Below are 15,448 nucleotides of genomic sequence, written 5' to 3' on the forward strand. Positions count from 1 at the left end.
AGCAATCGGTCAGTCAACATTGCAATGACTGACACACCGCTATCGCGAGCAGGCTCACTCCTACAAAGGTTATGTGTTTCAAGGACAAGACTATGCAAGCCATCAACAACCTCAACCTCGATTCGCTGCTCGACACCCTCGTCAGCCTCAGTGCCGCCTTCATCCTCGGTGGCCTGATCGGTTTCGAACGTCAGTACCGGCAACGCACCGCCGGCCTGCGCACCAACGTGCTGGTCGCCGTCGGCGCAGCTATTTTCGTCGACATGGCCAACCGTCTCGCTGGTGCCGAAGGTGCGGTGCGCGTGGTTGCTTACGTGGTCTCCGGCATCGGCTTTCTCGGCGCCGGGGTGATCATGCGCGAAGAGGGCAACGTGCGCGGTCTCAATACCGCCGCGACCCTGTGGACCTCCGCAGCGGTCGGTGCCTGTGCCGGGGCCGATCTGCTCGCCGAAGCCGTACTCGGCACGCTATTCATTCTGGCCGCCAACACCTTGCTGCGGCCGATCGTCAACAACATCAACCGCCAGCCACTGGACGTGGTCTCGGCGGAAGTCACCAACATCGTCTACGTCATCGCCCGACGCTCCCAGCAAACCGCCGTGTTCGCCTTGCTTGAGGCCGAGCTTGAACGCAGCAACTACCCGGCCAGCGATGTTGATGTGCATGCCTTCGGCGCCGATGAAATCGAAATCGAAGCGACGCTGGCGACAACGTCGGTCGATGGCGATGAACTGGATGCGCTGGTGGCGCGGATTTCCACATCGGCGCTGGTGGTGCAGGCATTCTGGAGTCCGAGTACCACGGAATGATCGTTTTCGGTTGCTGAGAATTGTCCTACAAGGCGGCAAGAAAGAACCTACATTTTCACCCTTGGGTCTCGATCACTATTTGTTCCGGAGCAGAGATGCCCGGCGTCCTGATGACTCGATGCGTTATTACGGAAGTGCAATGAATACCTGGAAAGTTCGGCAGGGAATGGCCGGAAAGAGGGGGGAACCATTCGTTGCAGATTCCGTGATGAAGGTTGTTCGCTACAGCGAGCAAGCCTGTTGTCGCTGATGAGTAATTGGGAGAGCCAGGCCGCTGGGCCGAATAAACAACTATCCCAAGAGATGTAAAAAATGAAAAAGATCGTCGCTGTTACCGCCGCTACCGTTGTCATGGGTCTCGCTTCTTTCGCCAATGCTGCGACGCCGGCTTCCGGCAACCCTGGCACCGTACGTTTCATTGGTGAAATCGTATCCGGCGCCTGCGGTATCGACGCCAGCTCTCTGGACCAGACCGTTTCCCTGGGTCAGGTGCCATCGAACCAGTTCAAGGCGATCGGTGATCGTTCGACGCCGACCAAGTTCGACATCATCCTGACCGACTGCGACACCACCACCCAGAAGAACGCCCGCTTCACCTTCAGCGGTGTGCAGGATCCAGCGGTTCCGGGCCTGTTCGCCACTACCGGTCTGGCGCAGAACGTCGGCATCCGTCTGCAGGCCAGCGCTGGCGAAATGCTCGATAACGGCACCGAGCAGGTCGCTCCGGTTGTGCTGCAAAACGGCAACAACACCGTGACCTTCGCCGCCATGTATGAAGCCACCGCTGCGACCGTCACCACCGGTGAAGCAGACAGCGTTGCGAACTTCACCGTGGCCTACAACTGATACCTCGGTATCGCACGTTGTAAGAGAAAGGGGTGAAAACCCCTTTTTTCTTTTCCGTCAAAGTTCTGATAAAGGCTATTTCCCGTGTACGGCCGAAAACTTTTCGTGTCTTGCGTGTTGATCTCCTGTGCGCGTTATTCAAACGCTGTGGAGTTTAATTCGGAGTTCCTGAATATCGATAAAAACGACGATATCAGTCTCGGACAGTTTGCCCACGCCCAATACACTGTGCCCGGTCGTTACTTGCTGGATATCACCGTCAATCAGCGTTATTTCGGTTCACGTTCGATCGAGTTCAAGAGCGGCGCCAACCCGCAAGAAAGTTACGCCTGTCTGCCCGAAGACCTGGTGGCGACCTTTGGTCTCAAGCCTGCGTTGCTCAAAAGCCTGCCGCGTCTGGCTGAGGGGCAATGTGTGGATTTGCGTGGCATTGAAAATGCCTCGATCAAGTACATGAAAAACCTTGGACGTCTGTCGATCAGCCTGCCGCAGGCCTCGTTCGAGTATGACGATCCCAACTACATTCCGCCTGCCGCCTGGAGCGACGGGCTCAACGGCGCGTTGCTTGATTACCGAGTGATCGCCAACAGCCGCGAAACCAATACGCCGTCCGGCGATTCGCGTTCATTGCAAAGCTATGGCACGGCCGGGGTCAACCTCGATGCCTGGCGCATCCGCGCCGATTATCAGGCGCGGCAAGAGTCAGGTAGCCAGAATAATGATCCCCACGGCGAAGCGTTCCAGTTGAACCGCTTGTACGCCTATCGCGCGTTGCCATCGATACGTTCGAAGCTGTCGGTCGGTGAGGACTATCTGAACTCCGATGTGTTCGACACCTTTGCCCTGCGCGGAGCGACCCTGAGCAGCGATGACCGCATGTTGCCGCCGAACCTGCGCGGTTATGCGCCGCTGATCAGTGGCGTGGCGCGTACCAACGCGACCGTCACCGTATCCCAGCAGGGTCGTGTGTTGTACTCGACCACGGTGACACCGGGTGCGTTCAGCCTTCAGGATCTCAACAGCAGCGTGCAAGGCACACTGGATGTGACCGTGCGCGAAGAGGATGGCAGCGAACAAACGTTTACCGTAGCCACCGCCGCAGTTCCGTTTCTGTCCCGTGAAGGCGAGTTGCGTTACAAGGTTTCCGCCGGCCAGCCGCGCCTGACCGGTAACGGCGGCACAGAGCCTGAGTTTGTCGCCTCGGAAGCGGCCTATGGTCTGCCAAGGGACTGGACGATCTACGGTGGCGTGCTGGCTGCCTCGGGTTATCAGTCGAATGCCATCGGTATCGGCAAGGACCTTGGCGTATTCGGCGCAGTGTCTGGTGATGTCACCACGTCTCGGGCGAAGCTGCGCTGGAACGGCGAAACCGTGGCCGGCAACTCTTACAGAATCAACTATTCCAAGCGTTTTGACGCCATTGGCACCGACCTGCGGTTTCTGGGTTATCGCTTTTCCGACAAGACCTTCACCAACTTTTCGCAGTTTGTCGGCGATGCTGATTCCTATGCGATGAACTCGGGCAAGCAACGTTATTCGGTGACCCTGGCCAAGCATTTTTCCTGGTTATCGACGAGTTTTTCCTACGACCATTCGACTTATTGGGACGCGCCGGCAGCCGATCGTTTCGGCATGACCGTGGCGCGCAGTTTTTCCCTTGGCAACGTCAAGAACATCACCGCAAACCTGTCGGCTTACCAGACGCAAAACAGTCGGCAGAATGACTCGCAGATCTACCTCGGTGTGACGGTGCCACTGGGGGGCAATTCGATGGCCTCCAGTAACCTGCAGCGCTCGGGCTCCGGCGATTCGTCCGCCAGTGTCGGCTACAGCCATGACGACGGCGAAGGCGTGAACTATCAGGTGTATGGCGGCGTTGGCGACAACCGCTACGTCAACGCCTATGTCGGTAAACGCGCTTCGAGTTACCGCGCCAACGCGTCGGCCTCCACCGATGGCAGCACCTATCGCTCGCTGACCGGCGAACTCGACAGCTCACTGGTCGCCACCCGTTATGGGGTCTCGGCCCATGGCAATGGCACCAATGGCGATACGCGCCTGCTGGTGTCCACCGATGGCGTACCGGACGTGGCCTTCACCGGGCAGACCCGCACCAACCGGGACGGCTATGCGGTGATGGATGGCTTGCCCTCGTTTCAGGCTTACGAAGCGCGGGTCAACGTCGAAAAACTGCCGCTCAACACCGAAGTGTCCAACCCGATCCAGCGTCTGGCGCTGACCGAGGGGGCCATCGGCTACGTCAATTTCGCCACGGGGCAGGGCCGCAACGCATTTGTCGTATTGACCCGCAACGACGGTAAACCGGTGCCTTTCGGCGCATCGGTGCAGGACAAGAACACCAACCGGGAGGTGGGCATCGTCGGCGAGGCGGGCGTCACTTATCTGTTGGGCATCAAGGTTGGGGCTGAACTGGTAGCGCGTTGGGATGACGCCGGCCAATGCAGTCTGGCCAAACTCCCTGAGGAGGACGTGGTGAGCAATATCGCCAAGCCTGCCCAGTGTCTGTAACCGCGTCTTCCAATGAACCCGGAGTCATCATGTCTCGTTTTGCCTTGTTTACTGCTCACCGTCTGTTTCTGGCCGCGGGCCTTAGTCTGCCGCTGTTGGCCAGCGCCGCTGTGGTGCCGGATCGCACCCGGCTGGTGTTCGAGGAAAGTGCACCATCGGTCAGCGTCACAGTCAGCAACAAAAACCCGCAGCTGCCATTCATTGTGCAGTCGTGGATCGAAAACGAGAGTGGCCAGAAAGTCACCTCACCGTTCATGGTCCTGCCACCGCTGCAGCGCATCGAGCCGAACGAAAGCAGTGTGCTGCGTATCGTGAAATTGCCCGAACTGGCCCTGCCGGCTGACCGCGAGTCAGTGTTCTATTTGAACATTCGCGAGATTCCGCCGAAGAGCCAGGCCGTCAACTCGATGCAGATCGCCTTGCAGTCGAAGATCAAATTGTTCTATCGCCCGGCAGCGGTGAAGCGTGAGCGTGGTGAAGACCTCGCGCTGGGCCTGAACCTGAAAATCGACCCGGCAGCGAAACAGCTGATTGTCGATAACCCGACACCGTTTCACATCACTGTGGTCGGGCTGCTGGCCGGCCCGGAAAAAACCAGAATGCCGATCGATACGGTGATGATCGCGCCACGCGGCAATGCGCGCTTTGCCCTGAGCAACACCGCGTTCAGCACCTTGCGGGTGTCGAACATGAATGACTTCGGTGGCCAGTCCGACACGCTGTTCAACTGCGTGGCGAACGTCTGCAAAGGCGTGAGACCGTGAGCCTGTTCTCTACGCTGACCCGGCTGGCCGCGGCCGCAGTGCTGCTGGGCGCGTCGCAGTTGGCTTCGGCGATGGTCTGCAAGTCGCTGGACGGCGGCAGCTACCTGAGCGAATACATTGGCCCGGTGTCGGTGCCGGACACCGTGCCGGACGGCACGATCATCTGGCGCTCGAAAACCCATGTGGTGCCGGCCGACTGCTGGAAACTCTTCGATCTGCACTTCAGGGAAGACGATCCGATCTACTTCTATGGCAACCCGGCAGGACTCAATGCCACCCCGTGGGGCATCGAATTCGGTCTGGTGTATCGCGGCGTGACAGCCTGGGACGGCGACTGGAGCTCCAACCCGACCCAGGGCGTGAACAGCGGATTCGTATCCCGTGGTTGCCCGGACGCGACCAGCGGCGCTGACATGCTCGCGTGTTCACGGGTGACGCCCAGCATTGCGTTTCAGGTGGTGATCCGCAAACGCGGATTGTTGCCCTTGCAGCGTCCCTCGCAAGACACCTACGACGTGTTCCAGTTCGACGGTCTCTATGGCTTGAATGGCGGGCCGAGCAACCCGGCGGGCAACTTCCGTTTTCAACTCTCCGGGTTGCAGAACATTGTCGGCACTGCGTGCACAGTCGACGTCACGGTGACGCCGGAGCCGGGCATTGTCGACTTTGGCGTGATCCAGAAAACCACCACCGGTTTTTCCCCACCCAATCCGACCGGCCCCTTCAACCTGGCCCTGGAGAAAAAGTGCAGCAGCGCGATCAACATCGGTGCGACGTTTGTGACCACCCACCAACAGGGCCTCTACAACATCTTGCCATCCGCCGATAGTCAGTTCGGCATTCAGGTGCGCGATGCCCACAACAATCTGGTGCAGATCAACGAGCCTTTCCCTCTGGCGAATTTTCCGGCGGACGTCAGCCATATCGATGTGCCGTTCAGCGCGTCGGTGGTGTCGCTGGGCAATCCCGAGGTCGGACCGTTCGAAGCGATCATGGTTGTGCAGATCGTTTACTACTGATGACGCATTAGCTTCTGGGAAATTTCCTACATTGACGCAGGATAAGTCCTGCGTTCAACCCTGCTGGCGCAGGCCACTATCCGGTCTCCCGGGTCAATTGAGTGATTAAAGGAAGATGACCTCCCCACGTATTCTGGTGCTGGAAAATCATGAGTTTGCCCGCAACGTGCTGGTCAGGATGTTGCAACGCCTGAGCGTGCGTGACGTGTTGCAAGCACCGGATGCCGAGCAGGCCATGGTGCAGATGCACCTGCAGGGCGGGGTCGATATCGTGATCTGCGACCTCACTGACCGGGGCCTCGATTGCCTGGAATTCCTCCGTGTTGCCAGCCACAGCGGTATGGTGCGCGCGGTGTTGCTGTGCAGTGAACTCCCCCCGGAGCTGGCGCGTACCTTGGGGCAAATGGCCTCGCTGGGCGGTCTGCAATTGCTCGGAGTGCTGAGCCGGCCGGTGCAGCTGCGTGCGTTGAACCGCCTGTTGTATCGCTATAAACACGGGCGGATCCCGCCAGTGCTGGCGCCACCGAGCAAAGAGTTGCCCCACGAAGATGAAGTGCGCCGCGGGCTGGCGCTGGGTGAGTTTCGGGCGTGGTTTCAGCCGCAGTTTCAATTACACAGCGGTGCGGTGATCGGCGTGGAAGCGCTGGTGCGTTGGCAGCATCCCGCGCGCGGGACGCTGTTGCCTTGCGACTTTCTCTCCGCCGTGCTGGCGTATGACTTGACCGACCAGATGTTCAAACAGTTGCTTGAGCAGGGCCTGAACCTGCTGGGCATTTTGCGTCATCGTGGTGTGGCCTTGCAGTTGGCGTTCAATCTGCATGCCTCGCAACTGACCCATAGTGCTCTGGTGGAACACATCAAACGGGCGCTGGAGCGGCACGGGTTCAACGGATCGGTTCTGATGCTCGAACTGGCGGAGAACGGTTTGCTCGATTGCCCGCCCGGCACGCAGGAGAACTTGTTGCGTTTGCGCCTGCTCGGCTGCGGATTAGCGGTCGACGACTTCGGTGTCGGGTTTTCCTCGTTGAAGCTGATGTGCCAGTTACCGTTCACCCAGATAAAACTCGATGGCCGTTTTGTCCAGCACCTCGACCGTCAACGCAACCGGGCGATGGTCGCCAGTACGAGGGTGCTGGCTCGTTCGTTAGGAATGGATCTGGTGATCGAAGGCATCAGCAGCCCAAAGGTGCTTGAACATGTGCGCGAGCTGGAGTGCGAAATGGGTCAGGGTTATTACCTGGCCCGTCCCATGAGCGGACATGACTTGCTGCAATGGCTGGAGAAGCCAGAGGGCGAGCGCTGATCGTTGTGCGGTGTTTTCCAAGAATTTTCCTACAATTCTGTGGTGCTCGTGTATGTTCTGCACGTGGAGCATCTGGACTGCTGTCCCATTGTTATTTGTGGCGTTGCCAAGTAGTTGATCAACGTCTTACAGGGGTTTTTATGTTGAAAGCGATCATCGTGGACGATCACCCGTTCATTCGCTCTGCGGTCAAGATGCTGTTGAAACAGGAACATTTCGAAGTCGTCGCGGAAGCGGACAATGGCGCCGATGCTGTGCAGCTGGCCCGCGAACATACCCCCGACCTGATCATTCTGGACATCGCCATGCCCAAGCTCGACGGCCTGGAGGTGATCTCGCGTATCCGCGCGCTGAACCTGTCTTGCAAGGTCCTGGTGCTGACGTCGCAGTCGGCACAGTTCTATTCCATGCGCTGCATGAAGGCTGGCGCAGCCGGATACATGTCGAAAACCAACGACCTCGACGAGTTGGTCAAAGCCATCAAGGTGGTGATGGACGGCTATACCTTCTTCCCCAATCTGGCCAGTAGCTCGGTGCGCCGCAGCGATGCGCAGGCCACCGATCTGGAACTGATTCAAAGTCTGTCTGATCGCGAGTTGACGATCCTGCAGCAACTGGCCAAGGGTTTGAGCAACAAGGAAATCGGCGAAGCCATGCTGTTAAGCAACAAAACCGTCAGCACTTACAAGACGCGGCTGATTGAGAAACTCAACGTCAAGTCGGTGGTGTACCTCGCCGATTTTGCCAAGCGTAACAACCTGCTCTAGATGATTATTTTCGTCAGAAATTGCCTGGCCGGTCTGGCACTGTTCGGCTCAATGTCGTTGCTGCAGGCCATGGCCGCGACGCAGCCCGATACATTGCAATTGCTCGGTCGCTCGGATGTCGACGAGTATGCCGTGCCACTCGATGAGCCGGACTGGAGCTGGTTGCGCCGCAAGGGGCGTCTGTTGCTCGGCGACAGCAGCCCTGATTACGCGCCTTTTGCGATCACCGGCAACGGCAATGATTACGAAGGCCTGACGGCCGATTACGCACAACTGATCGAACAATTGCTGCACGTCACGGTCGAGGTCCGGCGCTACGCCTCGCGCGGCGATCTGCTGACGGCGCTGAAGCACGGCCAGATCGATATGATCGGCACCGCCAACGGTTTTGAGGCGGCGGACCCCGAACTGGCAATCTCTTCGCCTTACGCTGACGATAACCCGACCCTGGTGACGCGCATCGATGAGAGTCACAACCTGCCGGAAGACCTGGCGGGCAAACGGGTGGCGATGCTCTATCACTACCTGCCACCGGAAACGGTCAAGGCGTTTTACCCAAAAGCCGACGTGCAACTGTATCCCTCGACACTGACGGCGATCGGTGCCGTGGCGTTCGGTCAGGCTGACGTCTATCTGGGCGACCTGCTCAGCTCCAATTACCTGGTCAAGAAGAACTACCTCAACAACGTTCAGCTCAGCGATTTTTCGCGCATGGAAACCCAGCCCTTCAGTTTTGCCGTGACCCGGGAAAACACCCGGTTGTTGCACATTCTCGATGCGGCGTTGAAGGTCATTCCTGCGGAAGAGCGTATGAGCATCCGGCGCCGCTGGAGTGTCGGCGGGGTGGCCATTCCCGGCCAGCATCGGCTGCATTTCAGCGTGAACGAACAGCGTTGGCTGGATCACCATCCGCGTATCAAAGTCGCGATCAACGAAAACTTTCTGCCGTTGACCTTTGTCGATCAGGCCGGAAACTTTCGCGGCATCAGCGCTGACGTGCTGGCCAAGATCAGCCTGCGCACGGGTCTGCAATTCGATATGCAGCGCGTAGATTCGGTGGGCGACCTGATCGGCGAGGTGACCAGCGGCAAGGCCGACATGCTCGCCGCCTTCACCCCGAGTACTGAGCGCGAAGGCGAACTGCGCTTTACCCGGCCGTACCTGATCAATCCGTTCGTGTTGGTCATGCGCCGTGGCGACGAGCCGCAGACGCTCGATCAACTGGCCGGCAAACGTCTGGCGCTGATTCGCGGCAATGTCTTGCGTGAATACCTCGTCGAGCAATACCCCAATGTGCAGTTGGTGCCGGCGGACAATGCTGCCGAAGCCATGGAGATGGTCGCGCTGGGAGAGGTCGACGGCGCGATCAACTCACTGGTCAGTGCCCGCTACACGATCTCGCGTCAGTACCGCGACAAATTGCAGGTCACCAGTACTGTCGGCACCCAGCCTGCACGCATCGCACTGGCCACCAGTCGCGGTGCGCTGGAGCTGTACTCGATTCTCGACAAGGCCCTGTTGAGCATCAGCCCGGAGGAAATGGATGAGCTGACCAACCGCTGGCGCAGCGAAGTGGTGGTGAATGACAGTTATTGGCTGCGCAATCGCGGCATGATCATCCAGGGCTTCGTGATCGCCGGCGTGTTGCTGTTGGTGGCGCTGGGCTGGATCGCTTATCTGCGTCTGTTGATGCGCAAGCGCCGTCAGGCGGAAATCGCGCTGAACGATCAGATGGAGTTCATGCGCGTGCTGATCGACGGCACGCCGCATCCGATCTACGTGCGCGATCGCGAAGGTCGCCTGGTGATCTGCAACAGTGGTTATCTGCAAGTGTTTGGCACCGAGCGCGAAGCGGTCATCGGCAAGTTGGTCACGGACGGCGTGCTCAGCGATATGCAGCAAGCACAGACGTTTCAGGATGATTATCTACGGGTGATGGAGGACGGCTTGCCGAGCATCCAGGACCGCAGCCTGAATCTGGCGGACGGCCGCGCGCTGACCATCTATCATTGGATGCTGCCATACCGTGGCAGCGATGGTGCCGTCACCGGCATGATCGCTGGCTGGATCGATGTCAGCGAGCGTCAGCATCTGTTGCAGGAACTGCAAATCGCCAAAGATGTTGCCGATGACGCCAACCGCGCCAAAACCACGTTCCTGGCAACCATGAGCCATGAAATTCGGACGCCGATGAACGCCATCATCGGCATGCTCGAACTGGCGCTGAAAAAGGCCGATCAAGGTGTACTGGATCGCTTTGCCGTTGAAGTGGCCTCGGGCGCAGCGCGGGGCTTGCTGGACCTGATTGGCGATATTCTCGATATTGCACGGATCGAGTCCGGGCGCCTGTCGCTGGCGCCGGAACGCGCCAATCTGCGTGAACTGATTGAATCGGTTGCGCGCATTTTTGAAGGCCTGGCGCGCCAGAAACAGTTGCGTCTGCAACTGGATCTGGACGCCCTGAGCAACGTCGACGTGTTGATCGATCCGCTGCGTTTCAAGCAAGTGTTGTCGAACCTGTTGAGCAATGCGATCAAGTTCACCGATGTGGGCAAGGTGGTATTGAGCGTGCAGGTCGAGACTGGCAGTGATGATCGACTGCGCCTTTGCTTGCGCGTGACCGACAGTGGGCGCGGCATCTCGCTTGTGGATCAGGCGCAATTGTTCACGCCGTTTTCCCAGGCTGCCAACCATGGTCAGTCGGCCCAGGGCGGCTCCGGGCTGGGGCTGATGATCAGTCGCACCTTGTGCGAAATGATGGGCGGCAGCCTCGCGCTGACCAGCGAGTTGGGGCAGGGCACGCAGATCGAGGTGCGGTTGAATCTACCGACACTCGATCCTCTGGACGCCGCGCCGGTCGAGGAAAACGTGGCACTGCAGGCCAGTCACTGTCTGAATATTCTGGTGATTGACGATTACCCGGCCAACCGTCTGCTGCTGTCGCAGCAGTTGAGTTATCTGGGCCACCGGGTGACGGATGCCGAGGACGGCGCCCATGGCCTGCGTGCCTGGCGCAACCAGACGTTCGACGTGGTCATCACCGACTGCAACATGCCGATCATGAATGGTTACGAACTGGCCCGGGCGATCCGCGATGAAGAGGCGACGCGAGGATTGGCGCGCAGCCTGGTGTTGGGGTTTACCGCCAATGCGCTGGCCGAGGAGAAGGATCGTTGCGCCGAGGCCGGCATGGACGATTGCCTGTTCAAACCGATCAGCCTCAGGGATCTGAATCTGCGTCTGGCCGCAGTCGTTCCACGGCCTCGTTCACCGACTGAAGACGAGCCCGGCGATGTCGGCATCGGTGACATCGATCTGGGCAGCCTCGAACAATTGACCCGTGGCGACCGCGCGTCGATCAACAGTCTGTTGAGCGATCTGGCCACGAGCAATGCGCAGGACATGGCCAAACTGATGCGCCTGTTTACCCAGCACGACATGCCCGGGCTCGCTAATCTGGCCCACCGGGTCAAGGGCGGCGCACGCATTATCAAGGCGCACTCACTGATCCAGGCTTGTGAAGCGCTGGAAGTTGCCAGCGAAGGTCTCGACACGCAGGTTCTGACCGAAGCGGTGGATGCCTTGCAGCAATCGATGGAGCGTTTGGCGGCACAACTGGATGAGCGTCTGGCGTAGCAATCTATTTCCATTTTCCCTGTCGTTCTTGCGAATTTTCCTACATTCGTCACTGGCTCTCTGTCGCTAACGTGCGGTGGTCTCGGCATACAGCCGAGCTCACTTCACTGGTTAACATTTGGAGCTGTTGATGACCCTTCCACGTATGTCTTCCCGTGCACGATTGGCCGTCTCTGGACTGGCCGTCGCTGCGGCGTTGAGTGCCTGCGCCAGCGCGCCGCTTCCAGAGCAACAGATCAGCTTGTCCAAGGACGCGGTCAACCGTGCGGTGTCGGCCGAAGCAACCCAATACGCACCGTTGGAAATGAAGGCAGCGCAAGACAAGATGTTCCAGATGGAACGCGCCCTCGGTGAGAAAAACTACCCGCAAGCCAAGTTGTTGGCCGAACAGATCGAAGCCGATGCCAACCTCGCCGAACGTAAATCGCGCGCTGTGAAATGGCAGAAACAATTGGCTGACGCGCGCAATGGCATTGAGGTGCTCAAGCAGGAAATGCTGCAAGACCCGGTCACCGGTTTCAATCCGCCAGCCAGCGCTCAATAAGGACTTGTTCATGTCGAATTTCAAACTGTTGCCCATCGCTTCGCTGATCGCTCTGACACTGGCCGGTTGCGCCACGCCGCCTGAAAACCCGCAACTGCTGCAAGCCCGCGAACAGTTCGCGGCGCTGCAAAACAAGCCGGAAGCCAACACCCTCGCAGCTATTGAAACCAAGTCTGCCTTTACGGCGTTGAACGCGGCCGACCAGGCGTCGCAGAAGGACCGCCAGGCATCGCAAGTCGATCAATTGGCCTATCTGGCCAGCCAGAAAATCGCCCTGGCCGAGCAGACCATTGCCGGCCGCCAAGCCGAGGCGGGTCTGAAGAAAATCGACGCCGAGCGTACCCAGGTGCAACTCGACGTGCGCACTCAGCAGCTCAAGGCGCTGCAAGCGATGAAAGCGCAGAAAACCCAGCGCGGGGAAGTCGTGACCTTCGGCGATGTGCTGTTCGACACCGGCAAGGCCGATCTCAAATACGGCAGCCAGCGCAACTTCGAACAACTGGCGCAGTACCTGGCGGCCAACCCTGAACGCAAGGTGCGCATCGAAGGGTTTACCGACGATGTCGGCGGTGACGATTTCAATCAGCGTCTGTCGGAGCGGCGCGCAGACGCCGTGGCTTTCGCGCTCAAGCAAATGGGCATCGGCGCTGATCGACTGATCACCAAAGGCTACGGCAAGCAATTTCCGATTGCCGATAACGGCAATGCTCGCTCCCGTCAGCTCAACCGTCGGGTGGAGGTCATCATCTCTTACGGTTCAAGCGTGGTCGGTGCACGCGGCTGATGAGCGATCAAGCGAGCCTGCAACGGGCTCGCTTTCTTGCATCTGAGCATGGGTCAAGACCGATCAATGCTCTTGGGAAATTTCCTACAAAGACAAGGAAAAATCCTACTCAGAAAGTCCCTTCGATTCTCTAAATTGCCGGTTCCCCGAGTGCGAACCGGTTCCCTCAAAGGTTCTGACTCAACTCGATTTACGCCGTTGCCCAAGAGGGCGCACGTGAGGTTCTGTTGATGAAAACCCGTTCCCCGTTGTTCCAGCGCAACCCAGTCGCCGTGGCCGTCGCCATTGCGTTTTTGCTGCCACTGCACGCCAGTGCCTATACCTCTTCAGTCAATGGCGGGGCAGTGATTTATGACGAAAGCGTTACCACCGGCGTGCAATCGATCGGAACCAACGGCACGGCCCATCGCACCACGGTCAGCGGTAGTGGGACGCAGAGCGTATTTCAGAACGGTGTGACCTACGACACCGTAGTAGACAGTGCGACACAAAACGTTCTCAGTGGCGTCAGCCATGGCACGGTGGTCAATAACGGCGGCTCACAGATGGTGGGCACCAGCGGTATTGCCAATGACACCGTGCTCAATGCCAGTCAGCAGACCGTCACTCGTTCCACGGCCAACCGCACGCTGATCAATGCGGGCAGCGTACAGACGCTGGATATCATGGCGATTGCCAACGATAGCCAGGTCGGTGCTGGCGGTACGCAAAACCTGATCAACATGGCGGTGGCTAACGGCAGCGTGATTAACGCAGGCGGTGAGCAAACCCTGCGCCGTGGCCTGGTCGGCGGGGCGGTGGCCAATGACACGCGCGTGCAGGGTGGTACCCAAAGCGTGTACGCCACTGGCACGGCCAATAACAGTACGGTCAGCAACGGTGGTCAGGTCAATCTCTACACGGGTGCCCAAGCCAATGGCCTTGTGGCAGACGCAGGTGGCACGGTGAATGTCATGGAGAACGGCGTGAACACGGTGGACTCGCTGACCCTCAATGGCGGGCGTCTGGCATTCGCGCCGGGCAGCGACGGTACGTTCAAGACGCTTACGGTCAATGCTCTTTCCGGTAGCGGCAGCATTTTGATGAATACCGATATCGCCAATCAGCGTGATGATTTGCTGATCGTGCAAGGCGCCGGCATGGCCAGTGGTGATCACACGTTGATCGTCGGCGATAGCGGTAATGAACCGACGACCTCCGATGGCCGCTTGCTGTTGGTCGATACGAACGGCGGCAGCGCGAAATTCGCCCTGTATGGCGGCCACGTCGATGCGGGTGCATTCCGCTATACCTTGCGCCAACAGGGTGATGACTGGGTACTGGCGAGCGGGGGAGCGATTCCGGTTGATCCGGTAACGCCGGTGGATCCAGAGACGCCAGTAGACCCCGGCAATCCGGTGGAGCCAGTGACGCCAGTTGATCCGGTCAATCCAGTGGATCCGGTGGGCCCTGTGACGCCACCGCCGCGCCCGATCGACCCGGCGCCGGAAAACCTGTCCAAAGGGGCCAACGCCGCCATCGCCGCGCACACCGCCGGCGCCAGCCTGTGGAACGCGCAGATGAACGCTCTGGTCAAGCGCCTCGGCGAGTTGCGCATGGGCGAGGATGACGGGGGGCTCTGGACCCGCGCCATCGGCAAGCGTTTCGATGTGAGCGAGCATTCCAGCCGCGCCTATTCCCAGGACGTCAGCGGTCTGGAAATCGGTGCCGACAAGGCTTTCGCAGTGGACAGCGGCAAGATTTATGTCGGTGGCATGGTCGGTACTGCGCGTTCCGATCTGGATTTCGGTGAAGGGGCGTCGGGCGATATCGACAGCCGCATGTTCGGCATTTACGCCACTTACCTCAATGACAATGGCGTCTACGTTGACAGCGTCCTGAAGTACAGCCGTTTCGATACGGACATCAAAACGCCGAACAATCTGGGGCAAGCGGTAAAAGGTTCCTACAGCACTAATGGTGTCGGTGCTGATATCGAGGTTGGCAAGCGCATCAATCTGAAGGATGGCTGGTTCGTCGAGCCGCAACTGGAAATCACTGCGACCCGCACCCAAGGGGCCAGTTACACCGCCAGCAACGGCCTGCGCGTCAAGTCCGATGATCTGGATTCACTGCAAAGCCGTGTCGGTTCGCTGTTCGGTCGCAGCCTGGAGCTGAGCAATGGCATGAAGGCCCAACCGTATGTCAAAGCGTCGTACATCACCGAGCATGCCGGCAGCAGCAAGGTCAGCGTCAATGGCAACAAACTCGATGCCGAGCTGCCGGGCAACCGCGTCGAACTCGGCTTCGGCGGCGTATTGCAGGTCAGTGAGAAAAGCAAGATCTCGCTGGATGCCGAGTACGCCAAGGGCAATGGCATCGAACAGCCATTCGGAGTGAGCCTGGGGTATCGCTACCTTTGGTGAGGCGGGTTGCCACGTCGGATCCTTCCGACGTGGCGTTGTTCT

General features: G+C 59.1%; 11 protein-coding genes. All 11 read left to right on the forward strand.

Going from position 1 to position 15,448, the window contains the following annotated elements:
- Positions 1 to 92 precede the first annotated feature (92 nt).
- The 11 genes from LOY43_RS09595 to LOY43_RS09645 all read left to right on the forward strand — a co-directional run bounded on the left by LOY43_RS09595 (position 93) and on the right by LOY43_RS09645 (position 15,406).
- Positions 93 to 809 carry an MgtC/SapB family protein gene (locus LOY43_RS09595; protein WP_007913384.1) on the forward strand — a complete coding sequence of 239 codons (717 nt, stop codon included), beginning with the start codon at positions 93 to 95 and terminating at the stop codon, positions 807 to 809.
- A gap of 312 nt (positions 810 to 1,121) precedes the next feature.
- Positions 1,122 to 1,655 (forward strand): fimbrial protein, encoded by a 534-nt coding sequence (locus LOY43_RS09600; protein WP_095047684.1) that lies wholly within the window; start codon positions 1,122 to 1,124, stop codon positions 1,653 to 1,655.
- A gap of 147 nt (positions 1,656 to 1,802) precedes the next feature.
- Positions 1,803 to 4,184: a fimbria/pilus outer membrane usher protein gene (locus LOY43_RS09605; protein ID WP_245398032.1), complete on the forward strand. Its 2,382-nt coding sequence runs from the start codon at positions 1,803 to 1,805 to the stop codon at positions 4,182 to 4,184.
- Between the two features lie 29 nt (positions 4,185 to 4,213).
- On the forward strand, positions 4,214 to 4,948 hold the full coding sequence (locus LOY43_RS09610) for a molecular chaperone (RefSeq protein ID WP_095047683.1): 735 nt from the start codon (positions 4,214 to 4,216) through the stop codon (positions 4,946 to 4,948).
- The gene (locus tag LOY43_RS09615; protein ID WP_245398033.1) at positions 4,945 to 5,967 is read left to right on the forward strand and encodes a fimbrial protein; all 1,023 of its coding nucleotides are present in this window, start codon (positions 4,945 to 4,947) and stop codon (positions 5,965 to 5,967) included. Before LOY43_RS09610 ends, LOY43_RS09615 begins: the two co-directional genes overlap by 4 nt.
- Positions 5,968 to 6,082: 115 nt before the next feature.
- Positions 6,083 to 7,270: an EAL domain-containing protein gene (locus tag LOY43_RS09620; RefSeq protein WP_258709518.1), complete on the forward strand. Its 1,188-nt coding sequence runs from the start codon at positions 6,083 to 6,085 to the stop codon at positions 7,268 to 7,270.
- A 140-nt stretch (positions 7,271 to 7,410) separates the two neighbouring features.
- The gene (locus LOY43_RS09625; RefSeq protein WP_093431991.1) at positions 7,411 to 8,037 is read left to right on the forward strand and encodes a response regulator transcription factor; all 627 of its coding nucleotides are present in this window, start codon (positions 7,411 to 7,413) and stop codon (positions 8,035 to 8,037) included.
- Positions 8,038 to 11,673, forward strand: a complete 3,636-nt coding sequence (locus LOY43_RS09630; protein WP_256579868.1) for a transporter substrate-binding domain-containing protein — start codon at positions 8,038 to 8,040, stop codon at positions 11,671 to 11,673.
- A 130-nt stretch (positions 11,674 to 11,803) separates the two neighbouring features.
- Entirely contained in the window at positions 11,804 to 12,217 is a 414-nt protein-coding gene (locus LOY43_RS09635) for a DUF4398 domain-containing protein (protein WP_256579867.1), read from the forward strand.
- Positions 12,218 to 12,227: 10 nt separating this feature from the next.
- On the forward strand, positions 12,228 to 13,001 hold the full coding sequence (locus LOY43_RS09640) for an OmpA family protein (RefSeq protein WP_258709519.1): 774 nt from the start codon (positions 12,228 to 12,230) through the stop codon (positions 12,999 to 13,001).
- 230 nt (positions 13,002 to 13,231) lie between these two features.
- Entirely contained in the window at positions 13,232 to 15,406 is a 2,175-nt protein-coding gene (locus LOY43_RS09645) for an autotransporter outer membrane beta-barrel domain-containing protein (protein WP_095124836.1), read from the forward strand.
- Positions 15,407 to 15,448: the final 42 nt, after the last annotated feature.

The sequence above is a fragment of the Pseudomonas sp. B21-041 genome (assembly GCF_024748675.1).
Lineage (GTDB): Bacteria > Pseudomonadota > Gammaproteobacteria > Pseudomonadales > Pseudomonadaceae > Aquipseudomonas > Aquipseudomonas neuropathica.